The following is a 25,696-nucleotide window of genomic DNA, read 5'->3' on the forward strand; positions in this document are numbered from 1 at the left end:
TTGCTGAGTTGCGTTAGACTGTTTCATGACCTGCCTCCCTCAATAGTGGCTCTGCATTTTGGTCCCTACCTCAACGTAATCCACGACGTTGAGGAGGGGCAGGTCAATCCATGATGTCTACTCGATCCACGCTTAGCGCTCTCGGCTCAGGCTTTACACGGTGAATGAGCCGGTAGACGTAGGCAGAAAGATACGCCCTGATTTTTTCAAGCGAGGCGGACGCCATAGCATCCACTCGCCGAAACAGCGCTTTTACCCGGACGGAAAGCTCTGCCACGCTGAATGGCTTCGTGAGATAGTCTTCTGCTTCCATTTCCAGCCTCAGCACTCTGTCCAGCTCGGCCACGTACATACGAACCAGCTCGCCGATACCTGGGTTATCCTCGATGATCAGTACGTTTCGCGTCATAGCTTCCTGGCTCTCGAAAGGGGCGTTACTCTTTCATGCTGTCGGTGGAGTCCATGTGATCGCTCTCCATGCTCATGTCGTCCATGGAGTGGCTCATGCCATCGACGAGCTGTTGCTCACCGCGCTGTATGACGACGCGTTTAATCGCCTAGGAAATTTGGAAAACTGAGTGAAAAACTAAGCGGCCATTTCTTGCCTTCGCCTTACGCCACCAAGCGCTAGAGCCGCGATTGCTTGCCGGATAGGGTAACGTGGTCTGTACTTTGACCAACCATCGACACGGATAGCCCACTGATTTAAATGGGCGGGCGGCACAAGCCGTTGGTTGATGGCGGGTATTGGCTCACTTTTACTGAATAAGGCAAGTATGAAAAATTACAGCTCGTGGCCCGTTTGGGGTGTGCTGGTCGTCACGCTACTGTTCTCTAGCGTTGGCATGGCGCAAACGCAAGGCGATGAGAGCGAGAACCCGCGTTGGTTCACCATGGATGCGATCAACACAGGGTTGGGTGAAGTTCCCGAAGAGGCGAAGCGTATGTCGCCACGGGAAACGATCCGCAGCTTTTTAAACTTCACCGAAGAGGAAAATTACGCCGATGCGGCGCATTTGTTGAACCTAGCAGACGTTGATCCTAGCGAGCAGTCAACGCGGGGAGCCGAGCTGGCCAAACAGCTGGCGGAAGTGCTAAGGCGCGGCGAGTGGCTGAACGCTTCTAATTTGCCTGGCCGCCAAGACGCTGCTATTGAGGATCCGTCTGGCCAAAACCCTTTGGCTGGCGAGCCACGGCGCAACATTGAACTGGCTGCGTTGCAGGTAGAAGGCCAAGCCTATGATGTGCGCTTAGGCCGCTACCGTGTTGGCGAGGAAGACCCCGTATGGTTGATTATGCCGGAAAGCGTGTCGTCGATTCCCGCACTGTATGAGGAGTATGGCCCCTCCATGCTGGAAAGCTATATTCCCGAACGCTTCAAAGCGTCGTTTGGCGTGCTGAAAATCTGGGAGTGGCTGGCGATCCCTATTTTTCTGATCACGATTGGCTTAGTGGGAGTGGCAACGTATTACCTTGTCAGTTTGGTCGCGCGCATTCTGCCCTCCGGGCTCTCGACCATTTTTGCTGATCAAATTGGCGTGCCCGTCGCGTTCATTGTGGTGTCATTGTTCACCCAGATGCTGCTGGATTACGTGGTGTCGTTTTCAGCGGTAGCGACCACGACGTTTAGGGTGCTACTGATCGCGATCATGGCCTGGGGGGCAGGCACTATTGCGCTGCGGTTGGTCGATACCATCATGCTGCGCATGACCCGCCGCTTGGTGGGGGAAATCGACGATACCAAACCCAAAGACAAACGCCGGCTGCTGACCTCACTCTACGCCCTGCGCCGGGTGATTATTTTAATCACCGTGGTGGCGGTTTCGGTGTATGTGCTGGGGCAAATCCAGCTGTTCGAATCGTTGGGCCTGTCCATTCTGGCCTCGGCCAGTGTGTTGGCCGTGCTGGTCGGTATCGCGGGGCAGACGGTGCTGGGCAATATTCTGTCGTCGTTCCAACTCTCACTGGCCAAGCCCATCCGCATTGGCGATTTGGTGATCTTCGAAGGGCAGTGGTGCTATGTGGAAGGGATTTTCTACACCTTCATTCGGCTGCGTTCTTGGGATGAGCGGCGGTTGATCGTGCCGGTCACGTACTTTACGTCCAAACCGTTAGAAAACCTCTCGGTGAAAAGCACCAAAATGTACCGCTTCTTGGAGCTAACCCTGCACCTGAGTGCCGATATCTCCCAGGTTCGCGAGAAGTTTTTAGAGTTTGCCAAGGAAGAGGAGTGCGTGATTGAGCACCATAAGCTGCTCTGCTACGTCACCGGCCAAACTTCCCACGCACAAACGGTCACCTGCTACTTAATGACCTCGGACCCGCTAGCGGGCTGGACCGCTGAGATGAACGTGCGTGAGAAGCTGATGGCCTATATCCGCGACGAACATCCCGAGTGGTGGCCCCGCGACGTGGTGGTGATTAGCCATCATGATATTGCGCGTGGGGAGCATGCTAGACAATCAAGCGGCCAACAGAAAGGTGCGACTGGACAAACCGGTGAGTCAAACGACTCAAGTGACGCACCGGACGGCGGTGCTGAGTAAGTTCGCCAGAAAGGGCAGCGGCCATGCCGCTGCCCTTTTTACTAAGATGATTCAGCCGCCAGCTGCGCTTCGGCAAGCCGTTTCGCGCCAGCAAAGTCTGCTTTTCCTGACCCCAGACGAGGTATCTCTTCCACGGTGAGCCAGTCGCTGGGAATCATTAACGCGGGCGTACCGTGGCTACGCAGGGCGGTTTTGAGCGTTTTGGCGTCCAGCGCTGCTTCGCTCAGTAGGACGATGCGCTCGCCTTTGTTTGCATCGGGCAGGCTGACGGCCATCAGCGGTATGTTGGGGTCGTCGACGACCGCTCTGACCGCGGCTTCGACGGCGCTGAGGCTGACCATTTCGCCGCCGATTTTGGCAAAACGGGCGTAGCAGTCGATCAGTGTTAAAAAGCCATCTTCATCGATAAACCCTTTATCGCCGGTAACGTACCAGCGCTGGCCGTCGAAGCTTTTGAGGACCTGTTCGGTGCGCTGGGGGTCGTTGAGATAGCCCTGCATCACCTGTGGTCCGCTGATCACAATCATACCTGGCTCGTTGGTGGGTAGCTCCTCGAAGCTCTCTGGATCGACGACCTTAATGCTGGTGCCGGGGAGCGGCATACCCACGGTGCCGGGCTTATTACCTTTTTGTACCTGCTGGTAGTGAACGCCGACGGCGTCGGGTAGGTTAACGGCCGCCACGGGAGCGGTTTCTGTCGCGCCGTAACCTTCATAAATCGCCTTACCGAATTTTTGCGCAAACCCTTCACGTACGCTGTCATCCAGTTTCTCGGCACCAGCCACCACAATACGCAGGCTTTCCAGCATGGCGGGCTGTACCTTTGGGCTGCGGTTGAACAGGCGCAGCATGCTGGAGGTGCCGAACATAATGGTGGCTTTATGCTTGGCCACCGCGTTGGCAACACCTGGGGCATCGGTGGGGTCGGCGTGACTGACCAGCGGTAGCCCTTCGATCAATGGCAGTAGCTGGGTGACGGTAAAGCCGAACGCGTGAAAGAGCGGCAGCGAGGCCATGACCACATCGTCGTGCTGGGTATTGAGCACGTCGGAGGTCTGTTTGATATTGGCCATCAGGTTGCGGTGGCTCAGCATCACACCCTTGGGCTGCCCTTCGCTGCCGCTGGAGAACAGAATGGCCGCCGTGGCGTCCGCATTCCGCCCATAGCAGAACAGCGCTTGTAACAACCAAGCGGGCAGCAGGCGCACGGCAAGAAACGTAGTGACGCGCTCAAACCGGGAGATCCCCGCCTGTAGATCTTCCAAATAGATCACCTGCTTGCCTTCTAGCAGCGATTCCACCGCCAGCCCCCGCTGGCTCAGCTTTTCCATAAAGCGGCGCGAGGTGACGACGGTGCGAATATCAGCTTGCTGCAGCGCAGAGGCAAGGGCAGCTTGGCTGGCAGTGTAGTTCAAGTTCACCAGCGTTTTGCCCGCGAGCAGTGTGGCCATATTGGCCAGTACCCCAGCAGTGCTGGTAGGCAGCAGTAGGCCAAGCGTCGATTCGTTGAGGCTACGGTGGCGAAAACGCTTGGCGAGCAGCAGGCTAGCGGTGAGCGCTTGACCTGCGTTGAGTGAGCGGTTCAAGGTGTCGGCCAGCGCTGGGGCGCTTGGGCTGCGTTTGACACTGTTGATCCAGGCCTCAGGCAGCGAAGGCAGCTCCTCCATGGCGTGTTGCCACGAGTGGGTCGCCTGCTCGAAGATACGCCGTTTGAGTACGTCGGCGGGGGTGTCTTTGGGCAGCGGTTTACCAAAGGCGACTACCACAGAGCGGTGCAGCGGCGCATTGCGTAGCTCTTTGAGTTTACTAGACGAGCGGGAGAATTGGCTGCCCCACAGGCCACGCAGGTAAAACGGCACGATGCGCACGTCTGGGTGGGCGTGTTTGCAGGCGCGTTCGTAGCCTCGGCGCAGCTCGCCCAGCTGGCCGTTGCGGCTAATCGCTCCTTCGGGAAACAGGCAAACCACTTCCCCTGCGTTGAGCTGCTCGGCCACGGCGGCCAGCGCGTTCTCGGCCCCAGCGCCGCGCTCGATGGGAATGCAGCCCAGCGCTTTAAAGAACCAGCGTAGGTACCAGCGCTGGTAGATGTTTTTCAGCATCACAAAGCGCACCGGGCGCGGGCTGGCAATTTGCACCATCGCCCAGTCTACCCAGCTAATGTGGTTGCCCAGCAACAGCACGCCGCCTTGGGCGGGCAGGTTTTCCAGCCCGTGAACGTCTACGCGGTAACGGCGGGTAAGCAGGAAGCTGAGAATGAAGCGCACTAAGCTCTGGGGCAGTTTGAAAATGGTGTAGCCACCGCCCACCATCGCCACGCTGGCGACCAATAGCAGCAGGTAATGGCTATCGACCCCCGCCAGCGCGAACAGCGCGGTGAGCACCAAAAAGCCCAGCATCGAAAGGTTTTGGATCCAGTTATTGGCGGCCAGCACGGTGCCTAGCTCGTGATCCGCCGCATGAAACTGGATCAATGCGTTGAGCGGCACGATAAATAGCCCGCCCATCATGCCGATGAGCACAAAGTTGAGCGCTTGGCTGGTGGGCGTGGTGAGGAGAGGAAGGCACCAAAGTCCGACGGCGACCCCGACAGCACCCAGCGGAATTAACCCGGTTTCAATACGGTTGCGGGAGAGCTTGCTGGCTAACAGCGAGCCGAGAGCAATGCCGATACCGCTGGCGGCGAGAATGGCTTGCAGCACCAGCGTGTTCTCAATGCTGAGCGCCTCTTTGGCATAGGCGGGAAAAGCGGCTAGCAGCACTTGCCCCACCGACCAGAACGTCGCCAACCCAATGATGGAGAGCCGCAGCACCGGCTGGCGGGCAAGAATACTCAGATTGTTTTTTAGCGCAGTGCCGCTGCGGTAGCGTGCCCACGTTAGCGGGGTAGCCGCAGGCTGTGCTTCATCTAGTTTGAGCCGATAGAGGGCGACGACCTGCAGGCCGCTGTTAAGCACCAGTAGCCAGCCCAGTGGAGCGATATGGCGCAGTAGGTCGCTTGGCGTACTGGCGCTGGGGGTGACCCAGTGTTCAAACAGGGCGGTAAACGCCACCGTACCGGCCAGGATCGCACCAATGGTAACCGCCTGCACTAGCCCGTTGGCTTCGGCTAGCCGGGGTTTACCAAACAGCCCTTTCACTAGGCCGTACTTGGCGGGTGAGTAGAATGCAGACTGAATAGCCAGCAGCAGCGTCATCGCAAAAGCGAGCCAGAACCAGCCCTGGTAGTAGGCGGCGGTAATGCCCAGCGACACCGCCACCGCCGCCCAGGCGGAGAGCCTTAGCACACGTACTTTGGGCGTGCTGTCGGCAATATGGCCTGCTGGACTGAAGAGGAGAATAAACGGCAGCAGAATTAGCCCATTCACCAGAGCGGTAAGCACGACCTGGGTCGCGCCATCGTAGCTTTTGAAAATCGTATTCTGAATGACGATTTTGTGCCCGAGATCTACAAAGGCATTGAGAAAGATGGCCATCAAGTAGGGCCAAGCGCCCGCGATGCGCAGCAAAGGTTGCATGGTATGTTGCCTTAGTCGCCGAAAGTTAACGCACTGTCGGCAAACGGGGTGAGTGTTGCAACGCTCACCGTTCAAGTTGAGTTATATGGGCTTTCCGGTATCGTTAATGTTTAGATGCCTGATGCCCATCGATGATGTGTCAGCATATTGCCCGTCTATTCACACCAGAAAAAGCCGTCACGAGAAACTTCCGATGAATCGTACCCCTTTTCAGGCCTTGGCCTGCCCATTAGACGGCGAACCGCTCCAGTTGGAAGGTGGCACGTGGCGGTGTGCCTCAAACCATAGTTTCGATGTGGCGAAACAGGGCTATATCAATCTGCTACCAGTGCAGCAGAAACGCTCCACCGACCCTGGTGATAGCAAAGCCATGGTGGCCGCACGCCAGCGCTTTTTGGCGGCGGGTGACTATGCGCCTATAGCAAAGGCGCTTAGCCAGGCGGTGATGCGCCACTGTGAGCAGGCAGAAACGTACAGTTGCCTGGATGCAGGCTGTGGCGAGGGTTACTACCTGCGCCAGTTGGCCCAACAACTGCCAGACGTGCAGGCGCTTTCACTGATGGGGCTGGATATCTCGAAGTGGGCGGTGCAGTCGGCGGCGAAGCAAGACGATAAGCACGCACCGATCAGCCGTTGGGTAGTGGGCAGTAACGCCCAATTGCCGGTGCAGTCAGCAACGCTGGATAGCGTGCTGTGTATGTTTGGCTTTCCGGTATACGGTGAGTTTGCACGTGTACTTAAGCCGGGCGGGCAACTGCTTCAAGTAGAAGCGGGGCCGGAGCACCTGCGCGAGCTGCGGGAAATTATTTATCCCACCTTAAAACCTGCACGTGAGAAAGCGCCTGATGTATCGGAAGGGTTTGTTCACCGAGCTTCCGAGCAGATTCGCTACGCTATTTCATTAGAAGGGGCAGACGTTATCCGCGATTTGCTGACCATGACGCCGCATTTGTATCGTGCCAGTGCGGAGGGGCGCGAGCGAGCAGCTAACTTGGAGCAGCTAACGCTGACTATTGATGCTCAACTAATCGTATGGGAGAGGATTTAATACCCAAACGCAAAAAGGCCCGCCGAGGCGGGCCTTTCTGTTTGAACCGTTCACCTAATGGGTGAGGGTTCTAGCAAACTTTTCAGTGCTATCTAGAAAGATAGGACTTAGGAGATTTGCTTGATGTTAGAAGCCTGAAGGCCTTTTTTACCCTGGGTAACGTCAAAAGAGACGTTAGCGCCTTCCTGAAGGGTTTTGAAGCCGTCAGACTGAATTTCAGAAAAGTGTGCAAACAGGTCGTCGCCACCGTCAGAAGGAGCGATGAAACCGAAGCCTTTGGTGTCGTTAAACCATTTAACTGTGCCAGTTGCCATTGTGTAGATCCTTTGCGCTAAAGCGCCGTAATAAAGTTCCTGGTATTACCCAGATGAAGTAGCGGGTGAAACAAGGAATACAATATCAGGCTGCCGAAAAAGATCGTACACTTCTGAAACCATGCTGCTTGCTAACCAACTGACGCTACAGTGTCATGCTTCTTAGCCTAGGTCAAAGCCTTTCTGCATTTATTTTCATAGGGCAGCGAGTGGTAGGTTCGCTACTTCCAACCCATTTTCCAGGTGCTATCGTCTTTTAGCGTTGATCGTATTCATGATGGCTCCAGTCAATAGTGTTGAGCAGGGGCACGCCGTCTATCCTAGCTAAAGTGGCGGGAGACTCCATGCTAAGCTATTTAGTCGGCGTAATGGAGCTCAAGCAAACGCCACGCTGGTTTGGCAACCCGCGATGATGCTACATGACGTGGTTTTCCATTGATTTATACCAACCTGATTTAAACCAACAGGGCATTCAATGACATATTTATGGAAGCGCTACCTTCAAGCGTCGCTCATTTTGCGCGTCACCATCGCGCTGGTGATGGGTGTTCTGGTGGGTATTGTGGGCGGTGACTGGGTGGCCGTTTGGCTGGCACCGCTGGGTGATTTACTGCTACGTCTCCTGACTTTCCTCATCGTACCGATTGTTCTGTTTACGCTCATGGTAGGGGTGAATCAGTCTCGGGAAGGAAGCGCAGGGCGCGTTGGCGGCAAAGTGTTTATTTACTATTTGGCCTCTTCTGCATTCGCCATTGTGGTGGGCTTAACCGTGGCAACGCTATTTAGCCCAGGCAGCGGCATGACGCTCAACGACAGCGCGAGCTTCTCGGTACCCGAGAATCCCGGTGTGGTCGATGCGCTGCTCAATATCGTGCCGGGCAATATCGTGGCCGCTTTTGCCGAGCTCAATATGCTGGGCATCATCTTTACCGCGCTGGTGTTCGGGATTGCGCTGTTGAAAATGCGCCAATCTGAGCAGCAGCACGCGCTTGGCGAGCAGCTTTATCAAGTTATTGAAGGGTTAAACGAGGTGACCCTGAAGGTGATGTCGGGGGTGCTGCATTTTGTGCCCATTGGCGTCTTTGCCATTGTTGCTGAAACGGTGAGCCAGCAGGGGATGGAAACGCTTCTTTCGTTGGGTGACATGGTGATGGTGCTGTACATCGCACTCGGCGCACAGCTGTTGATCTACTGCGCGGTGATGCTGCTGTTTGGCGTGAAGTTACGCAGCTTTTTTGGTGAGGCGCGCACGCCGATGGCCACCGCGTTTGCAACCCAAAGCAGCTCCGGCACACTGCCTGTCACGATTAACGCCGCGCAGCGTTTAGGCATCCCGAAAAGCATTTATAGCTTTAGCCTGCCCCTGGGAGCAACGCTCAATATGGACGGTGCCGCCATCCGTATTGCCATTTCAGCGGTGTTTGCCGCCAACGTGATTGGCGCGCCTCTGGATTTGATGAGCATGGTGCAGATTGTGCTGATCGGCACGCTGGTGACGGTAGGCACGGCTGGGGTGCCGGGGGCGGGCATTATCATGATTGCCACCGTGTTTGCTCAAGTAGGCCTGCCCATTGAAACCGTGGCGCTATTAACCGCCATTGATGCCCTGGTAGGCATGGGTGCAACAGCGCTGAATGTCACGGGAGACTTGGTCGGAACGACCGTGATTGCCCGAAGTGAAGGGCATACGCTGGCTGAAGCGCCTGATGAAGAAGGCGGCCACGCGGTGGAGAACGGCTAATCCGTATTCAGACGATAGGGGAGGTCAGCATGGTTTACGATCATGAGTATCGCTACTTAGAACGCGCCGTGGCGCTAGCAGAAGAGGCGCTCAACGCCGGTGATGGACCCTTTGGCAGCGTATTAGTCAGCGCCTAAGCCGTTTCAACCAGAGTTTAACAAACGCCGCCTTGCGCAATGCAAGGCGGCGTTTGTTAAACTAATGACGCAATAAGAGATTACGCAATGAGAGAGGCTAGTGCTTCAATATGACGTAGAAGGCGTGAATGATGCCTGGAATGAAGCCAAAGAGCGTCAGCAGGATATTGAGCCAAAAGTGTCCTTTGAAACCGACCTCAAAAAACACCCCTAGCGGGGGAAAGATAACCGCAAAAATCATCTTGATCGGGTCAGTCGCGGTAAACGCCATGTAGCCTCCTTTGCTTACACCGTTAGTATAATGTTGCCCAGCCGCCAGTGTAGAACTAATCCCTACACTTGGCTAATTAGTCACTCCATCATACCACTACCATTTTACGTAGCCGTTCCCCGATGAACGTCATAACGTTGAGCGCTCACTGATGATTCATTGGGGTTTTTCATTGGAAAGGATGCCATGACTCGCTATCTCCCTCCTTCATTATTGTTACTCAGCACCGCTTTTGCCGCCCCCGTATGGGCACAAACCGATACAGAAGCCGTGCTGCCCACTGTAGAAGTCAGCGCACCGCGCTTGGCGCGTGAGCTTTACGCCACGCCTGCTGCGGTCTCGACGATAGATCAAGACGCCATTGCCCAAGGCCAGCAACGGGTGCGTTTGGATGAGTCGCTCAACCGGGTGCCGGGCGTTTTCCTGCAGAACCGCGATAATTTTGCCCAAGGGCAGCGTATTTCGATTCGCGGCTTTGGTGCCCGTGCGCCGTTTGGGGTGCGAGGCATTACGGTGATGGTGGACGGTATTCCTTACACGCTGCCGGATGGGCAGGCCCAGCTAGATGCGATTGATTTGGATAGCGCTGAGCGCATTGAGGTCATTCGTGGGCCGTCCTCGGTGCTCTACGGCAACGCGGCGGGTGGCGTGATCGACATCACCACCGCCGATGGACGCGACAACCCCGGCACTCGGCTGCGCATGGGTGCCGGTAGCGATGGCTACCAGAAAGTGGCGCTGCAAAATGGCGGCGTGCAGGGGGATTGGTCGCACCATATCAGCCTCACCGGGCTGAACGTAGATGGCTACCGGGAGCAGAGTTCCACCGAGAAGTATCTACTCAATGCCAAGCTGCGCCGTGAGCTGGGCAGCGATCGGGCACTCACCGCCATCATCAACTTGCTGGATAACCCCCGCTCGGAAGACCCCGGCGCGCTCAACGCCCGCGAGGTGGCCGAAGGGCGCGACCAAGCCGCACCGAACTCGCTGGCGCTAGATGCCGGTCAAACCGTCGACCAGCAGTTGATCGGCCTGCAATACGAGGATTTGTCTGCAGGGGAGGGCGAGCTGTACCTGAAAGGCTTTATCGCTCAGCGGGATTTTGAGCAACAGCTACCGTTTGTGGGCAGCAGCCGCTTGGGCTATCAGCGCGATTACATGGGCGCTAGCGCCGAATATCACCACGAGGTAACGCTAGGCAACCTGCCGCTGAATTACATCGTTGGGGTGGATGCCGCACGCCAGAAAGATGACCGCTTCCGCAACGATGTGAATCCCCAAGGGGCGGTGGGCGAGCCGCTCGCGGATGAAACCCAAACCGCGACCTCCACTGGCGTGTTTGTCCAGGGGGATTTAGCGCTGTCGGAGCTGCTGACGCTGTCGTTGGGCACGCGGTTTGACCGGGTAGATCTCGATGTCGACGACGATTTTGCCGCCGATGGCGACCAGAGCGGCCAGCGCACCTTCAACGAATGGAGCGGCTCTGCCGGGCTGAGCTACCGCTATCGCCCGCAGCACCAAGCGTATATCAATACCGGCACGGCCTTCGAGACGCCGACGTTCTCTGAGTTTGCCAACCCCGCTGGCGGTGGCTTCAACCCCAGCGTAGAGCCGCAAAAAGCCTGGAACCGTGAAGTGGGGCTGCGTGGTTACATCGAGCCGCTGGCGCTGGATTACGATGTCGCGCTCTTCTCCGTCCGCGTGCGCGATGAGCTGGTACCCTACGACGAAGGCGGCCGTACGTTCTACCAGAACGCCGGGGATACCAACCGTGATGGTGTCGAGCTGGCGCTGGGGTGGCAGTTGGCCGACCAGTGGCGCTTGGACAGTGCGCTGACCCTGGCGCGCTACGAGTTCGACGAGTTTGCCACTCCTTCTGAACGCTTCGATGGCAACCGCATTCCCGGCCTGCCGGAACAAACCTGGGTGAACCAGCTAACGTGGGAGAACCTTGACGAGCGCTTCGCCACGTTAGAGACCGAATACGTCGGTGACTTGGTGGCCGATAACGCCAACGAGACGTCGGTGGATAGCTACTGGCTGGTGAACCTACGGGTGGGCGACGGCTGGCAACTGAGCCAACAGACTCGGCTAAGCGCTTATGTGGGCCTGCGAAATCTGCTGGATGAAGAGCACTACTCCAATGTGCGCTTGAACGGCACCTTTGGACGCTTTTACGAACCCGCACCAGGGCGCAGCGTTTATGGTGGTGTCGAGCTGAGTTTTTAACGCTGGCTATGCTTAAGGCTGACTCAGGGTTCAGGTAGCGCCAGATGCAAAAAGGGCGGCCTATGGCCGCCATATCAGTCAGTTAAAGTATTGATCTATCAGTTACGCTTGGTAAGTCTGCTGTGGGAGGCCGCTTTAGCGGGCGAATGGCGCCGTCAGGCGCCTTGGCTAAGCCACCAGTCGCGAGCTGAAGCTCCCTCCCACCAGCACTAGCTGACTCCGTAGAGCTAGCGGTTACTCCGGTAACGCGTAGCCAATCACGTAGTCACCCATCTTGGTGCCAAAGGTACCGTGACCACCGGCCGTCACCACCACGTACTGGCGGCCGTCGGCGCCGGTATAGGTCATCGGCGTGGCCTGACCACCGGCGGGTAAGCGCGCTTTGTAGAGCTCTTCACCCGTGGTGATGTCGTAGCCGCGTAAGTACTGGTCCAGCGTGCCGCTCAAGAAAGAGACGCCGCCAGCGGTGGTCAGCGGGCCGCCCAGCGCGGGCACGCCCACGTTCAACCCAATCGGCAGGCCAAAGGGCATGCTGTCGCGGGTGGTACCGTTGCGATGTTTCCACACCACTTCCGACGCTTGCAGGTCGATACCTGCCACATCGCCCCAGGAGGGCGCTTGGCAGGGTAAGCCCAGCACGGAAAGCAGCGGGCCTAGTTCTACCGCATAGGGTGCGCCTTCGTTAGGCTGTAGGCCTTGTTCACTGGCGGAGCCTTGGCCCTCTTGCACTTGGTCACGGGGCACCAGCGTAGAAACAAACGCGAGGTACTTCGCACCGGTAAACAGCGCCTGGCGTTCAGGGTCGACCGCAACGCCACCCCAGTTCATTACCCCCACATTACCCGGGTAGACGATGCTGCCTTCCAAGGAGGGCGGCGTGTACTGGCCTTCGTAGCGCAGCGAGCGGAACTGGATGCGACACATCATCTGATCGAACGGTGACGCGCCCCACATATCTCGCTCGGTGAGCGGTGGTGGCAGCAAGTTCAGCGCCGAACGTGGCTGCGTTTCTGCGGTCCAGTCGCCTTCGATAGCCCCTTGCGGTGCGGGCACTTCTTCGATTGGCACGATGGGCGCGCCGGTTTCCCGGTTGAGCACGTAAAGGCTGCCCTGCTTGGTGGGCTGAATCACGGCGGGCTGGGTGCCGTTAGCCGTTGCTAGGTCGATCAGAACCGGCTGAGCCGGGGTATCCATGTCCCACAGGTCGTGGTGAACGAATTGGTAGACCCAGGCCACTTGGCCGTCGTTCAGGTTCAGCGCTACGAGTCCTGCGCTATACGTTTCATCGTTTTCAGAGCGATCGGCACCGTACTGGTCCGGGGTGGCGTTGCCCATGGGCAGATACACCAGCCCTAATTCTTCATCGACGCTGATAGGGGCCCACACGTTGGGAGAGTTGCGGGTATAGGTTTCACCCTCTTCGAGTGGGGCGGTGTCGTCTGGGTTGCCACTGTCCCAGTTCCACACCAGCTCGCCTGTGTGCACGTCGAAAGCGCGAATCACGCCGGACGGCTCGTCGATGGAGCTGTTGTCGGTGACGTGACCGCCCAAAATGACCAAATCTTCCGTCACCGTGGCCGGGGAGGTGGAGTAGTAGCCGCCGGGGGAGAACTCGCCAATGTTATTGGTGAGATCCACTTCGCCGTTGTTGCCAAAGCTTTCGCAGCGCTCGCCGGTATCGGCATTCAGCGCAATCAGGCGGGCATCGGCGGTGGGCAAATACAGCCTGCGCGGGCACATTACGTCCGTGGCGCTAATCATCTCAGAAGCGTCACCTTCATCGGATGCTAGCGCCAGGCTGTCGCCGAGGCCGCTGATGAAGAGCAGGAAGGCCAGGTCCAGGTCGAACTGGCTGCCGTCATCAAACAGCACGCGAGGAGTGGCCGGGCCGTTTTCCGCAGGCGTCGTGCCATCGTTAGCGCTGCTGTCGGTGTTGTCAGCGTCGTCGTTTGAGGCTTCGTCGTTAGAAGAATCGTAGTTAGCGGCATCGTAGTTAGCAGCATCATAGTAGGCGAGGCCGCGGCAGGTCATGTGGGCCCAACCGGAGAAGTCGTCGGCGCCCATGGTGCTGATATTGGGATCAAACTCCCACAGAGTTTCGCCGGTTTCCGGTGACAGCGCCATGGCACGGCTATGCGACGTGCAGATATACAGGCTATCGTTGACTTTCAGCGGCGTGTTCTGGTTAGTGATTTCCGGCGGGGCATTGGGGCCGGGTTCATCGCCGGTTTGAATGCGCCATACCTCTTCCAGTTCGCCAACGTTCTCGGGCGTGATTTGGTCGAGTGACGAGTAGTGGGTGCCAGCATTGGTACCGCCGTAGGCAGGCCAGTCGTCGCCCGCGACCTGGGCCGGATTAACGTCCTCGGTGTTATTGGCGGACTCGATGGTGCCCTCGATGGTGCCTGGGTAGCTAAACTGGCTGGCGATGGCGACGATGATAGCGGCGCCAATGCTGGCCATAAGGGCGAGGCTGCCACCGCGCGAGTTGAGCGGTTTGCGCCACCACGGCAGCAGCATGATGATGCCGATTAGGCAGGGAATGGCGACCCTAGGTACCAGTTGCCACCAGTCTAGGCCTACTTCCCAAAGCGCCCACACCAGGGTGGCGAACAAAATGAGGGCGTATAGCCAAAGTGCTGCGCCTTTGCGCAAGGCCAGCAGCAGCCCAGCCACCACCACGGCGACCCCAGCAATTAAGTAGTAAGCACTACCGCCCAGCATAAGCAGTTGGCCGCCACCTACGGCAAGTGCTACGCCAGCTATCGCTAGCAGCAAACCCAGCAGCAAGGCTGGCCATTTGCCACGATCACGCGTGTGTTCATCCATGAGGTAAACCCCTATTGACAACAAGTTGATGCTGCTTTGATAAACATCAAAGCAGCGGCTCCACAACGTGCCCTAACCCATCGGCAGCGCCGATGGGTTAAAACACACATTGATTAGCTGTGATTTTAATAATCAATTCGCTTTTGGTCTAACACTTTGCTGGCTAATTATTTCTATCGACAAAAAAGCCGCGCTATTCACCATAGCGCGGCTCAGATAGATAAGCTGGGAAAGGTGTCAGATTTAACCTAGCGTAACCTCGTTAACAGCAGCCTGGTGCTTAATCAGATAGCTTCACCAGCATTTTGCCGGTATTGCCGCCTTCAAACAGCGCTAAAAAGGCGTCTGGCGTGCTTTCAAGTCCTTCTTTGATCGTCTCTTTATAGTCCAGCTTGCCATCAGCCACCTGAGGAGCGACTTCATTTAAGAAGTAGCCATAGCTGGCCCAGTGGTCGGCGACAATAAAGCCCTGCATTTTGGCTTTACGTGCCACCAACTGCGACAGGTTACTTGGCCCTGGGGCTGGGGTTTCCGCATTGTAGCCATCAATCATCCCGCAGACGGCAATGCGTGCGCCTTCGTTAAGTTGGCTGAGTGCCGCTTCCAAACAGATACCGCCTACGTTCTCAAAATAGACGTCGATGCCGTTGGGGCTGGCGAGTTTAATGGCATCGCTTAACTCTTGCGCGCTGCGGTCACGGTAGCTGACCGGTTCAACGCCTAGCGACTCCAGCCAAGCAAGCTTATGCGCAGCACCTGCGATACCCACGACATGGCAGCCTTTTGCTTTTGCCAGCTGCACCACCAGAGACCCCACCGCGCCGCTGGCGGCACTCACCAAAACGTTATCGCCCGGCTTGCACTCGGCAATCAGGTTAAGGCCTGTCCAGGCGGTCATGCCGGGCATGCCCAGAACGCCTAGGTAGGCTTGGTCTGGCACGTTGTGATCTGGAAGAGCGGTGACACTATCTCCCGGCAGCTGTGCGATATCGCGCCAGCCGCCCATGTGGCTCACTTTATCGCCCACTTTCAAGTTGGGGTGGTTAGAGGCGATGACTTCGCCAATCGCGCCGCCCTCCATTGGCTTTCCAAGCTGAAAGGGCGCTACGTAGGTGTGCACGCCGCTCATCCGGCCACGCATGTAGGGGTCTACCGAGAGCCAGTGATTGCGAATGCGTACTTCGCCTTCATCTAGGTCGGGAAGCTCCTGGCTCTCTAAGGAAAATAGCTCGCGCTTAGGTAGGCCGGTGGGGTGGTCGGTGAGGGTATAAAAACGAGATAGCATCGCTGCCTCCTGCATCAAGATGGTAAGTTACGCTTCTAGCAGGGTAGAGACCATTAGCACGCATGCAAGTTCGCGGACTTAACACGAGCATATAAAAAAGCGGCCCTGGGTGGGGCCGCTTTACTCAGCATTTGCTGCAACGCTGATCGCTTAAGGGGTATCACACGCTTGCGGATGTGTTATCCGTTAATCTACCAGGGTGATCATTACAGGTGCCGTGCCTCGGCGAATCATCCCGAGGGCTCGCGCTGCCCGTTTAGAAAGGTCGATCACGCGTCCTTTTACGAACGGGCCACGATCATTGATCATGACTTCGACTTCTTGTCCGGTATCGGGGCGGGTGACCAGCACCTTGGTACCGAAGGGCAGACTCGGGTGCGCTGCAGTCAGCGCTTGTTGATCGAAGGGCTCACCACTGGCGGTGGTGGCCCCTTGGAAGCGGTCGCTATAGAAAGAAGCCACCCCTTCTTGTAACTCAGTTTGCGCATTGGTTTGATGAGCAACTGCTTGATTGGCCGTCAAAAAAAGCAGTGCGACTGCCAAGCAGGTCGTTCGTAGTCGGTGTTTATGGGCTCCCATAGGAGTACCTCAGTGGTTCGTAAAGCGGACTCCGCATTCGTCGACGAGGTGCCGATAGGCGTATGGATAGTAGCTTGCTATGCAGGGGTCGGCAAGCTTTAAGAAGATCGGCGCAATTGGCCGCATAATTTCACTTTTTATCACATGCCGGTATGCCCTTGCGTTTCAGTGAGTTATGCCGTTCCCATGAAGCCAGTTAATGATGATATTTGTGCGGTGCAATATTTTTCATTAAACGCTCACTTTAACTCGTTTAGCGCCATATAATTCATGTACGACATCACTGCGCTCTACTGCTGACCACTATCTCGCCAATGAACAAGGATGCACCCATGGCTAAGTCTTCCTCTCTTACTCTTTTGATTGTGGCGGTGGGCGGCGTTGCCGTTGGCTACTTTGCCGCGCAAGCGTTACCCAACCAAGCGGCCGCTATGGAAGAGCCTGTAGCAGAAACTACCGCTGAGCAGGACACTACGCCTGCTGCGCTACAAGGCCTGGATTATCTGACCTTGGGCGAGCGTGCGCGGGGTGAAATCACTTCTGCCAGCGAGCTTAACGGTAAGGATGGCAGTCGCTTCACTCGCTACGCTATTTCACTTGAAGAAGAGACATTGGTGGAAATCGCTTTAAGCGGTGCACTGAAAGGTACGGTCGCGCTGTATGACGACCAGCTCCAGCTATTGGCCAACGCTGAAACGGTACGCCACCGTATTGAAGAGGGGGCGATTACATTGTGGTGATCAGCGGTGTTGATGCCCATAGCTATGGGCCTTTCAACGTCAACAGCCGCACTATTGAGCTGAGCGATGCCGATACCATGACGGTGGGTACGCCCATCGATAGCTGGCTCGATACCACCGAACGTGAGATCACGCTAACCATCGAAGAAGCAGGCATGTACCAGATCGAAATGCGTGCCGATGAGTTCGATGCGTACCTAGAATTGGAAGGCCCGAACGGTTATTACCGTGAAGATGATGACAGTGCGGGTGAGTTGAATGCGCGCATTGCCGATTTTCTCGCGCCGGGTACTTACCAACTCACGGCCCGTACCGCCTATGGCACCGACAGCGGGCTGTTCACCCTCGCCATCGAGCCGCGTGATCTGCCGAACGATGTCGAGTTACGCAACGAAGGTGCGCTCACTCCCGATGAAACGCTCAACGGCTGGTACAGCGGCGAGGCTCTGACCTATCAGCTCACGATAGAGGAAAGCTCGCTCGTCACGCTGAGCATGAGCTCTAACGACTTCGATACGTATCTTGAACTGTACGGCGAAGGCGTGTCCTATACTGACGACGACAGCGGCGGTGGTACCAACGCCCGTTTAGAGCAGGCGCTACTGCCCGGCACCTATACCGTGAGCGCACGCGGTTTTAGCGCCAGCGGCAGCGGTATGTTCGAACTAGCGGTGAGCGCAGAACCCACCGAAATGCAGCCGGACACCTAAACGCGACCGCGAAGTATCGGTTCGTTTTCAACAACGCCCCTGCCGCTCTGCAGGGGCGTTGCCGTTCTACGATGATCAGCCCGCCTCATAGGGTGAGTGATTCACAAGGAGGTTAAGATGCTACGCACGTTCAAAACACTAGGAGTGGGTCTATCGCTCGCCGGAGCGCTTCTCTTGGGCGGCTGTTTGGCCGCTGATACATCGCCCTCAGAGCCGTTTGCACTGGCCTCGCTGGCCGTGGAAAAACAGTACGTGGCCCCGGGATGCCAAGGGGAGCAGTGTTCGACGGTGACTATCTCAGCGCTGGCATTTCCCCAGGCGCCTGCGTTAAGCGAGGCCCTACAAACCCGCTTGCTCACCCTAGGCATGGCGATCAGCGACGAGACGGCTGCCCCTGCCGAGAGCTGGGACGCGTACGCTGAGCGCTTCCTGAGCCTAGCTGAAGAGGACAACCAAGCCGCGCCTGGCGACATGACCAGCGAAGCGCTATTGGAAGCCACGGTGTACGCACGTCATCACGACCTGTTGGTCATCGAACTCAATAGCTATGTGTATCATGCCGGCCAAGCGCATGGGCTTCCGTTGACCGAATACATGGTCATCGATGAGCGCGAGCGGCGCATCGTCGAGCCCGAGGACATGCTGGTGGACGGGCAGGAGGCCGCTTTCGATGCCCTTTTGGCTGGCGCGCATCAGCGTTGGATCACTGAGATGGGCCTCGATGCGCAGTTTGCAACCCAGTGGCCGCTGAGTAAAAGCCGCAACATTGCGCCGCTGGAGGACCGCTGGGAAGTGACCTACAACGTTTATGACATTGCGCCCTATGCGGCGGGCCAGCCAACCCTTACGCTCCCCCTTGAGGCGCTGAAAGGCGTGGCCAAGCCGCGTTACCTGGGCCAATAAACTAGCTCTGCGATTGCTCCTAATGGCGTAAAACAAATCGCCGGTTATCGACTACGCTGAAAAGCAGCTCGCCGACACGAGACGTGTGGGGGAGCTGCTTTTTTATTGTTCCCACGAAGACCAATAGGCATGGATCGCTTATGACACCCGATACGCAAGCCGCTCGGCAAGTGCAGCTACTGGTGGTCGATACGCAGGGCCGCTTGCTGCTCAAACGCGAGGCATCGCCTCCCCACTGGACGCTACTGGGCAGCGCGCTGGCTCACGATGAAGATTACCCGGCGGCGGCAATTCGTTTGCTCTTCGAGGAGGCCGGGCTTACCTGCCCCTTGGGGCCGCTACTTCGCCAGCGTGCCCACACCGCGAAAGCGGGCCAAACCGGTGAAGAGCGCTTTTTCTTGGTGCGCTGTCCCGATACCCAGCTTGACACCCACGACAACGCCCAGGGCAGGCTGATGCTGGACGATAGCCGTGACGCCACGCCCTGCTACGCGTGGTGGCCACTCTCGGAAATCCAGAGCAGCGAGAGTGACACCTTTGCGCCGTCCTGGTTGCCAGAGCTGCTGGCCAGCGTGCTGTTTAGCGAGATGATGATGCCCACCTCAGCGGCCCGCCTTTAAGCACCCAACGACCACCAGCAGGGCGGCCGTAGGTAGCCGCCAGTCGAATACGCTCATGCCTGCCAGGACGAGTAGCAACGCTGCCAAGATAGGCACGCCATACGCCAAGCTGCCCACGAGGCTGGCGTGACCGAATCGCAGCGCTTTGTCCCACGCCACCATGGCGATGCCGTAAGGCCCCAAGCCTAGCGCGATGCCTGCCACGAGCGCTTCGCCGCGAGGCAGCGCCACGTCACCCTCCAGCCAAACGCTAGCGATACAGGTGAGTGCACAAGCAATCAACAATAAGCGCGGCAGCAGCGGCGTGAGTGAGATAGGGGCCGCTTGACCTAGCCATGAATAGAGTGCCCAGCAGCAGGCCGCCAGCAGCGCCAAGCCATAGCCGGAAGCCGAACCGCCAACTCCCCCGCTGAGCGCTTGGGGCAGCAGTAATATCGCCGCGCCCGAAAAAGCGATCAGCGCGCCGGCCACGCTTGCCCACTGCAACCGTCCCCAGCGGCTCCACTGGCTCAGCAGCACGAACAGCACCGGCCATGTATAGGTAATCAACGCCGCTTCGGCGGCGGGGGCGAGACGCATACCAATGAAATAGCTGCTAACGGCCCCAACGATCAGTAGCGGGATACCCAGCCACACGCTTAGCCGCCAGCCTAGCGAACAGGTTTGCGTAGCAGCACGACGACTCAACGGCAGAGTGGCAAGTGCACCTGCTAGCAAGGTAAGTGCTGTTAGCTGAAGAGGGGCGGTGTCGCGGGCAAGCTCCACCAGCAGCGGCGCAATGCTCCACAGCGTCACCGCTACCAAGGCGGCGCAGACGCTGAATTTCGGGGATATGACTACTGGGGAGTGAGTGGGTTGCATGACGCGCCTCCTGGAGCCTGCAGTGATCCAACCTTTGAAGAGGACCAAGTCTTGTAATGATCCTATGGCGCGCAGCATACTCATCACCCACTCATCAAGATAACGATCTTTTATGATCAATATCATCAACAGTGGTGATGTATGCGCGCACCCACGTTTGACTTAACGCTGTTGCGAACGCTAGTGGCGATTGCGGATACAGGAAGCGTGACCGCAGCGGCGAAACGGCTGGCCTATACGCAGTCCACGGTGAGTATGCAGCTACAGCGGTTAGAAGCGCAGTTAGCGGTCAGCCTGCACGAGCGAGATGGTCGGCGGCTGCGCTTTACCGCTGAAGGTGAGCGCTTACTGGCTCATTCGCGAAGGCTGCTGGCGCTAAACGACGAGGCCTGGAGCGATATGCAGGCCCGCCAGATTACCGGCGATCTTACGCTGGGCATTCCTGAGGATTACGCCTCGTTGCTGCCGTCGGTGTTTGCCTACTTTCACCAGCTCTATCCGGCGGTGGGATTAACCGTTAAGTGCGCCACCAGTGCTCACTTGGTCGAGCAAGTGAAAGCCTCGGAACTGGATCTGGCACTGGTAACGCGCCAGCGCAACTCCCCAGGGGGCGATGTAATTCGTCGTGAGCCGCTGGTCTGGGCGGTAGGGGTTCACCAGCAGCCATCATTGAGCGACCCCATTCCGCTAGCGCTATATTCCCCAGGGGCGGATGTGTTTCGTGAGGTGGCGGAGCAGGCCTTACAGGCCGCCGGGCGGGATTGGCGAGTGGCTTACACTAGCCAGTCTATGGCGGGGCTTGCGCCGATTGTGACTGCTGGGTTGGCAGTGGTGGTTGTGACGAGGAGTATGCTCACACCTACGCTGCGACCGTTAGATGAGAGTAGCGGGCTGCCTGCTTTGCCGATGATTGAGCTGGCGTTGCACCGTGCGCCGCACCGGCCTTCAGAGCCAGCTCGACGGCTGGGTGAATTGATTCGCGAACAGCTAGCGGCTCCCAGCGAAGCGTTATAAGGTATGTCATTACCTAACAATTATTTTTCTATCGTGACGCCGCTGAACTAAGCTAACGGTGACGACGCTACTGGGCAGGGAGTTTTGAATGCACGAGTTAGATCACTATATCTACCCGCATCGGGTGCTGCACTGGCTGGTAGCACTGGCGGTGCTGCTATCGCTAGCGAGTGGCTTAACCCTTGGGTTTTTGGGCTATGAACGTACTGTAGCGCTCGTCGGGAATACGCTGACCAACCTACTTTATACTAGCCATAAGACCCTGGGCGTCACGGTTCTGCTGCTGATGACGCTGCGCATTATTACCCGAATTGCCTTTGTAGTACCGGATCATGATCCGCCCCTGAATGCCTTTGAGCGCATTGTGAGCACCAGCGTGCACCATTTGCTCTATGTGGGGCTGGTCGTTATGCCGCTCCTCGGCTGGGCAGCCACCGCCACAGGCGGTTTTCCGGTGGAATTTTTCCACTGGCATTTGCCAGGGCTACTAGGTAAGAATGAGGCGCTCTCGGAAACTCTGTTTATGTGGCACGAGCGTGTAGGTTGGGCACTGGTGGTGCTGATTACGCTGCATGTGGCTGGCGCGCTGTTTCATTGGCGAATTAAGCGCGATAACGTGATGAAGCGCATGAGCCTGTTTGATTAAATCGCTGCCTACGCATCTTCTAAGTCACGCTGAACCATAGCCATAAAAACGGGTGGTTTGGCGTGCTTTTTCCGTACTCATAAGCTGCCGTTGGAGAGTAATGGGGCTGCTCTGGTTCCTTGAGTGTAGACCTCTTTTTAGAGCCCTGAGTAAACATGATGCTAAAGCGTGAGATGGCTCAGCCTTTCCGTTAGTCGCTGAATCAGCTGCCCGCTGTGACGCCAATAGTGCCAGTAGAGCGGTACGGTTAATCCTTGCCCCGGTGCGATACTCACCAGTTGGCCTGCTTGCAACTGTTCAGCAGCTTGGCGTTGAGGAATCATGCCGTACCCAATCCCCGCCGTTGCTAAGCGCACGAAGCCCTCTGACGAAGGGCACAAGTGGTAGGGGAAGTGCCCTTGGTAGCCGCACTGCGCCAAAAACTGGTGCTGTAGCTGGTCGTGGGGGCCAAAGACGATAGCGGGGGCTTTTTGAAACGCCTCTGCGCTCGGGCCTTCCGGAAAAAAGCGTGCGGCATAGCTGGGCGATGCCAGCGGTTGATAAGACATATCCCCCACGTGTAGGCAGCGGGCACCGGCAATTGGGTTGGGTGTGGCGCATAGGCAGGCGGCAACATCGCCATCGCGTAGACGCTTTAAGCCTACCTCCTGGTCTTCAATGACCAAATCCAGCAGCACCTCTTCCGTTTGGCAGATATCCGCCACGGCGTCGGCCCACCAGGTCACCACGCTATCGGCATTCAGGGCAATGCGTAGCCTTGGCGCGGCTTTTTCTAGAGAGGGAAGAGCATCGTGTAAATCGCGCTCTAAGAGTTGCACCTGCTGGTAATGAGCTAATAATCGCTGGCCGGCAGGCGTGGGCGCGAGAGCGGGGTGGCGCACCAGCACCGGCTGGCCCAAGCGGACTTCCAGCGCCTTTATCCGCTGTGAAATGGCCGACTGCGAGAGGCCCATCATGTCGCCTGCCCGCTCGAAGCCGCCGCACTCCACCACGGTGGCTAGGGCATGCAGTAATTTGTAATCCACCATGGCGTTCTCTCAGTGGTTGGCTAGGGCAGTTAAGCAACACTGCCGCAATGAGTAAAGGCGCGTGAGCCAAACTGCGTAAATGAAAATCAGTCTCTTTGTTTGACTTGGCAGAGAAGTGCGTCACAATTCGCCGCCTGTGCGTAAAGGGGATGGGGTATGGAATTATTGCGAGTGGTGTTTCGCCATTACCGCTGGCCGTTTTTGGGCGCGCTGGCGCTGAGCCTGATGAGCGCCGGACTGGGCGTGGGGGTGATTGCGTTCATCAACCAGCGGCTGATCGAAGCGGGTAGTGCCCTCTCTGCGCTGCCTCAATTTTTAGGGCTATTGGCGCTGCTGCTGGCGGTCACGCTGGGCACACAGCTAGCGCTCACCTTGTTGGGCCACCATTTCGTCTTCGACCTGCGCTCCCGGCTGGTGAAGCGGATTCTGGATACCGATATCGAACGGTTAGAGCAGCTAGGTAACGCCACCCTGCTGGCAAGCCTCTCCAGCGATGTTCGCAATATCACCATCGGTTTCGTTCGCCTGCCGGAGCTGGTGCAGGGCGTGGTACTCACGCTGGCCTCGGTGGCTTACCTTGCGTGGCTCTCACCGCAGATGGTGGTGATTACCGTGCTCTGGATGGCCTTCACCATGGGCGTTGGCTGGGTGCTGGTGTCGAAGGTGTATCGCCACTTTCATCAGGTGCGCGAAAGCGAGGATCGGCTGTATAAGGATTATCAATCGGCGATAGAAGGCCGCAAAGAGCTGGCGCTTAACCGTGACCGCGCACGGCGCTTTTTTGATGAATCCTACACGGAGAACGCCAAAGCGTACCGTCATCATATTATTCGCGCAGACACCTACCACCTCAGCGCCAATAACTGGTCCAACATCATGATGCTGGGCGCCATTGGCGTGGTGTTTTTCATGGCCAACGTGCTGGGGTGGGCAAGCCCTGCGGTGGCGGCCACTTTTGCTTTGACCCTGCTGTTTTTACGCACGCCCTTGATTCAGGCCGTGGGGGCATGGCCTACACTGATCAGCGCCCAGGTGGCGTTCGATAAACTGGCCAGCCTGGCGTTGGCCGAGTACCAGCCGGGTTTCGAGGTGGAGGACCGCTTCCACGATTGGCAGCGCTTGACGCTCACCAACGTGGTGTATCGCTACACGCCATCCTCCGGGGGTGAAGGCTTCCAGGTGGGGCCGCTCAATCTTACGCTGGCGCGTGGCGAGCAGGTGTTTCTGATTGGCGGCAACGGCAGCGGAAAATCGACGCTGGCGCGCCTGCTGTCAGGGTTGTACCGCCCGCAAAGTGGCCAAATCAGCGTGGATGGCAAGGAGCTTGGCGCACCAGAGTGGGCGGCGTTTCGGGCGCGCTTTGCCAGTGTCTTCACCGACTTTCATCAGTTCGACCAAGCCATGGGGCCAGGCGGCAAAGCAGCCGACCCGCGACTGGTCGAAACCTGGCTCGAACGGTTGCAGATGCAGCAGAAACTGGAGTGGCAGGGTGATCGCGTAGTGAATACGCAGCTCTCGCAAGGGCAGCGTAAGCGCTTGGCGCTGCTACTGGCGATTGCCGAAGAGCGGGATATTTTGCTGCTGGATGAGTGGGCGGCCGACCAAGATCCGCAGTTCCGGCGGCTCTTTTATCGTGAGCTGCTCCCCCATTTGAAAGCGTTGGGCAAAACCGTGTTTGCCATTAGCCATGACGACAGCTACTTCGTCCATGCGGACCGTTTGCTGGAAATGTCCAAGGGGCAGCTAAACGAGCTGACGGGAGCACAGCGCGCCCAGGCCAGTGAAGATGCGGTCGCGCAGATTAGCTCGTGAGCCTACAGTAGCCACCGACGCAGGGTGGCCACTTTTCAGCGGCCAGCTACTGGGCAACGGCGATATTGTGCTCTCCATTGGGGTGGCGTATGACTTGCATCGGCAACCCGTAAATGGCTTCCAGGGTGCTGTCGCGCATTAGCTCGTGGGGAGACCCGTGTGCCAGGAGGCGACCGCTGTGCAGGGCCATCAGCTCATCGCAGTAGCGGGAGGCCATGTTGATATCGTGCAGCACGATCACCACGCCCAGATCGAGCTCGTCGCACAGCTTGCGAATCAGCGCCAGCACTTCGATTTGATGGGCAATATCCAGCGCTGCCAACGGCTCGTCCAACAGCAGGAAGCGGCTGCCCTGGGCAAGCAGCATCGCCAGCCAAACCCGCTGGCGTTCGCCGCCGGAGAGGGTGTCGACCAGGCGGTCGGCGAAGGCTTCCGTATGCGTGAGCGCAATGGCGCGCTCCACGGCTTCTTTGTCGGCCTGGGTGTGGCGCCCTAAGAGGCCGTGCCACGGGTAGCGGCCAAAGCCGACCAGCTCGCGCCCGGTCAAGCTCTCGGCGCTCGGCAGGTGTTGGGGAAGGTAGGCCACCTGACGGGCAAACTCACGATGCCCCCAGTCACTCAGCGGTCGCTGATCGAAATGGATCGCGCCCCGAGCGACCGGCTGCTGCTGTGCCATCAGCTTGATGAGCGTCGACTTGCCGGAACCATTATGGCCAATCAGGCCATACACCTTGCCTTCGTGAAACGTGTGCTCGATGGGATTGAGGATGGGTTTGCCATTGACTTCAAACGTAGCGCCTTTGATCTCGAACATGGACGACTCCTAGTGGCGAATGCATCAATCATCATGCTGCCATTCTAGTGCTAA

General features: G+C 57.6%; 21 protein-coding genes. 11 read left to right on the plus strand and 10 right to left on the minus strand.

Annotation, left to right across the window (positions count from 1 at the left end):
- Positions 1-103: 103 nt before the first annotated feature.
- Positions 104-409 carry a hypothetical protein gene (locus tag L1249_RS17580; protein ID WP_328284147.1) on the minus strand — a complete coding sequence of 102 codons (306 nt, stop codon included), beginning with the start codon at positions 407-409 and terminating at the stop codon, positions 104-106.
- Positions 410-776: 367 nt separating this feature from the next.
- Here L1249_RS17580 and L1249_RS12300 point away from each other — a divergent pair, with 367 nt between their 5' ends.
- Positions 777-2,546: a mechanosensitive ion channel family protein gene (locus L1249_RS12300; protein WP_235253619.1), complete on the plus strand. Its 1,770-nt coding sequence runs from the start codon at positions 777-779 to the stop codon at positions 2,544-2,546.
- A 41-nt stretch (positions 2,547-2,587) separates the two neighbouring features.
- On the opposite strand, the gene L1249_RS12305 is transcribed toward L1249_RS12300, so the two are convergent.
- The gene (locus L1249_RS12305) at positions 2,588-6,061 is read right to left on the minus strand and encodes an acyl-[ACP]--phospholipid O-acyltransferase (RefSeq protein WP_235253621.1); all 3,474 of its coding nucleotides are present in this window, start codon (positions 6,059-6,061) and stop codon (positions 2,588-2,590) included.
- A gap of 193 nt (positions 6,062-6,254) precedes the next feature.
- Between L1249_RS12305 and L1249_RS12310 the strand changes: the two genes are divergently transcribed.
- A complete protein-coding gene (locus L1249_RS12310) occupies positions 6,255-7,109 on the plus strand; it encodes a putative RNA methyltransferase (RefSeq protein WP_235253622.1) in 855 nt (284 codons plus the stop codon).
- A gap of 107 nt (positions 7,110-7,216) precedes the next feature.
- Here the strand turns inward: L1249_RS12310 and L1249_RS12315 are convergent, their stop codons facing one another.
- Positions 7,217-7,423 carry a cold-shock protein gene (locus L1249_RS12315; protein WP_009095703.1) on the minus strand — a complete coding sequence of 69 codons (207 nt, stop codon included), beginning with the start codon at positions 7,421-7,423 and terminating at the stop codon, positions 7,217-7,219.
- A 475-nt stretch (positions 7,424-7,898) separates the two neighbouring features.
- On the opposite strand from L1249_RS12315, the gene L1249_RS12320 reads away from it, so the two are divergent.
- Entirely contained in the window at positions 7,899-9,164 is a 1,266-nt protein-coding gene (locus tag L1249_RS12320; RefSeq protein WP_074210970.1) for a dicarboxylate/amino acid:cation symporter, read from the plus strand.
- Positions 9,165-9,398: 234 nt separating this feature from the next.
- Here the strand turns inward: L1249_RS12320 and L1249_RS12325 are convergent, their stop codons facing one another.
- On the minus strand, positions 9,399-9,572 hold the full coding sequence (locus L1249_RS12325) for a YqaE/Pmp3 family membrane protein (RefSeq protein WP_044629799.1): 174 nt from the start codon (positions 9,570-9,572) through the stop codon (positions 9,399-9,401).
- Positions 9,573-9,758: 186 nt separating this feature from the next.
- Here L1249_RS12325 and L1249_RS12330 point away from each other — a divergent pair, with 186 nt between their 5' ends.
- Positions 9,759-11,801 carry a TonB-dependent receptor family protein gene (locus L1249_RS12330; RefSeq protein ID WP_235253623.1) on the plus strand — a complete coding sequence of 681 codons (2,043 nt, stop codon included), beginning with the start codon at positions 9,759-9,761 and terminating at the stop codon, positions 11,799-11,801.
- A gap of 234 nt (positions 11,802-12,035) precedes the next feature.
- Here L1249_RS12330 and L1249_RS12335 read toward each other — a convergent pair whose 3' ends face one another.
- The 3 genes from L1249_RS12335 to L1249_RS12345 all read right to left on the minus strand — a co-directional run bounded on the left by L1249_RS12335 (position 12,036) and on the right by L1249_RS12345 (position 16,494).
- On the minus strand, positions 12,036-14,630 hold the full coding sequence (locus L1249_RS12335) for a glucose/quinate/shikimate family membrane-bound PQQ-dependent dehydrogenase (protein WP_228168710.1): 2,595 nt from the start codon (positions 14,628-14,630) through the stop codon (positions 12,036-12,038).
- Between the two features lie 280 nt (positions 14,631-14,910).
- Positions 14,911-15,915 (minus strand): NADP-dependent oxidoreductase, encoded by a 1,005-nt coding sequence (locus L1249_RS12340; protein ID WP_062361357.1) that lies wholly within the window; start codon positions 15,913-15,915, stop codon positions 14,911-14,913.
- A gap of 186 nt (positions 15,916-16,101) precedes the next feature.
- The gene (locus L1249_RS12345; RefSeq protein ID WP_044629795.1) at positions 16,102-16,494 is read right to left on the minus strand and encodes a septal ring lytic transglycosylase RlpA family protein; all 393 of its coding nucleotides are present in this window, start codon (positions 16,492-16,494) and stop codon (positions 16,102-16,104) included.
- 332 nt (positions 16,495-16,826) lie between these two features.
- Here L1249_RS12345 and L1249_RS17585 point away from each other — a divergent pair, with 332 nt between their 5' ends.
- The 4 genes from L1249_RS17585 to L1249_RS12360 all read left to right on the plus strand — a co-directional run bounded on the left by L1249_RS17585 (position 16,827) and on the right by L1249_RS12360 (position 19,467).
- On the plus strand, positions 16,827-17,234 hold the full coding sequence (locus L1249_RS17585; RefSeq protein ID WP_232059490.1) for a hypothetical protein: 408 nt from the start codon (positions 16,827-16,829) through the stop codon (positions 17,232-17,234).
- Complete coding sequence (locus L1249_RS17590; RefSeq protein ID WP_323133910.1) at positions 17,228-17,944, plus strand: hypothetical protein; 717 nt, start codon at positions 17,228-17,230, stop codon at positions 17,942-17,944. The genes L1249_RS17585 and L1249_RS17590 overlap by 7 nt, the downstream gene beginning before the upstream one ends.
- A 117-nt stretch (positions 17,945-18,061) precedes the next feature.
- Positions 18,062-18,847 carry an RsiV family protein gene (locus tag L1249_RS12355; protein ID WP_058578672.1) on the plus strand — a complete coding sequence of 262 codons (786 nt, stop codon included), beginning with the start codon at positions 18,062-18,064 and terminating at the stop codon, positions 18,845-18,847.
- A gap of 140 nt (positions 18,848-18,987) precedes the next feature.
- Positions 18,988-19,467: an NUDIX domain-containing protein gene (locus L1249_RS12360; RefSeq protein WP_054641277.1), complete on the plus strand. Its 480-nt coding sequence runs from the start codon at positions 18,988-18,990 to the stop codon at positions 19,465-19,467.
- Here L1249_RS12360 and L1249_RS12365 read toward each other — a convergent pair.
- The gene (locus tag L1249_RS12365) at positions 19,450-20,328 is read right to left on the minus strand and encodes a DMT family transporter (protein ID WP_054645110.1); all 879 of its coding nucleotides are present in this window, start codon (positions 20,326-20,328) and stop codon (positions 19,450-19,452) included. The two genes, L1249_RS12360 and L1249_RS12365, sit on opposite strands and share 18 nt — an antisense overlap.
- 141 nt (positions 20,329-20,469) lie before the next feature.
- On the opposite strand from L1249_RS12365, the gene L1249_RS12370 reads away from it, so the two are divergent.
- Positions 20,470-21,342 carry a LysR substrate-binding domain-containing protein gene (locus L1249_RS12370; RefSeq protein WP_054641605.1) on the plus strand — a complete coding sequence of 291 codons (873 nt, stop codon included), beginning with the start codon at positions 20,470-20,472 and terminating at the stop codon, positions 21,340-21,342.
- 88 nt (positions 21,343-21,430) lie between these two features.
- Positions 21,431-21,988, plus strand: a complete 558-nt coding sequence (locus L1249_RS12375) for a cytochrome b (RefSeq protein ID WP_228168709.1) — start codon at positions 21,431-21,433, stop codon at positions 21,986-21,988.
- 161 nt (positions 21,989-22,149) lie between these two features.
- On the opposite strand, the gene L1249_RS12380 is transcribed toward L1249_RS12375, so the two are convergent.
- Positions 22,150-23,016: a LysR family transcriptional regulator ArgP gene (locus tag L1249_RS12380; protein WP_228168708.1), complete on the minus strand. Its 867-nt coding sequence runs from the start codon at positions 23,014-23,016 to the stop codon at positions 22,150-22,152.
- Positions 23,017-23,172: 156 nt separating this feature from the next.
- On the opposite strand from L1249_RS12380, the gene L1249_RS12385 reads away from it, so the two are divergent.
- Complete coding sequence (locus L1249_RS12385; protein ID WP_228168707.1) at positions 23,173-24,828, plus strand: multidrug ABC transporter permease/ATP-binding protein; 1,656 nt, start codon at positions 23,173-23,175, stop codon at positions 24,826-24,828.
- 46 nt (positions 24,829-24,874) lie between these two features.
- Here L1249_RS12385 and L1249_RS12390 read toward each other — a convergent pair whose 3' ends face one another.
- On the minus strand, positions 24,875-25,642 hold the full coding sequence (locus L1249_RS12390) for an ABC transporter ATP-binding protein (protein WP_228168706.1): 768 nt from the start codon (positions 25,640-25,642) through the stop codon (positions 24,875-24,877).
- Positions 25,643-25,696: the final 54 nt, after the last annotated feature.

The sequence above is a fragment of the Halomonas sp. Cn5-12 genome (assembly GCF_021532545.1).
Taxonomy (GTDB): Bacteria; Pseudomonadota; Gammaproteobacteria; order Pseudomonadales; family Halomonadaceae; genus Vreelandella; species Vreelandella aquamarina.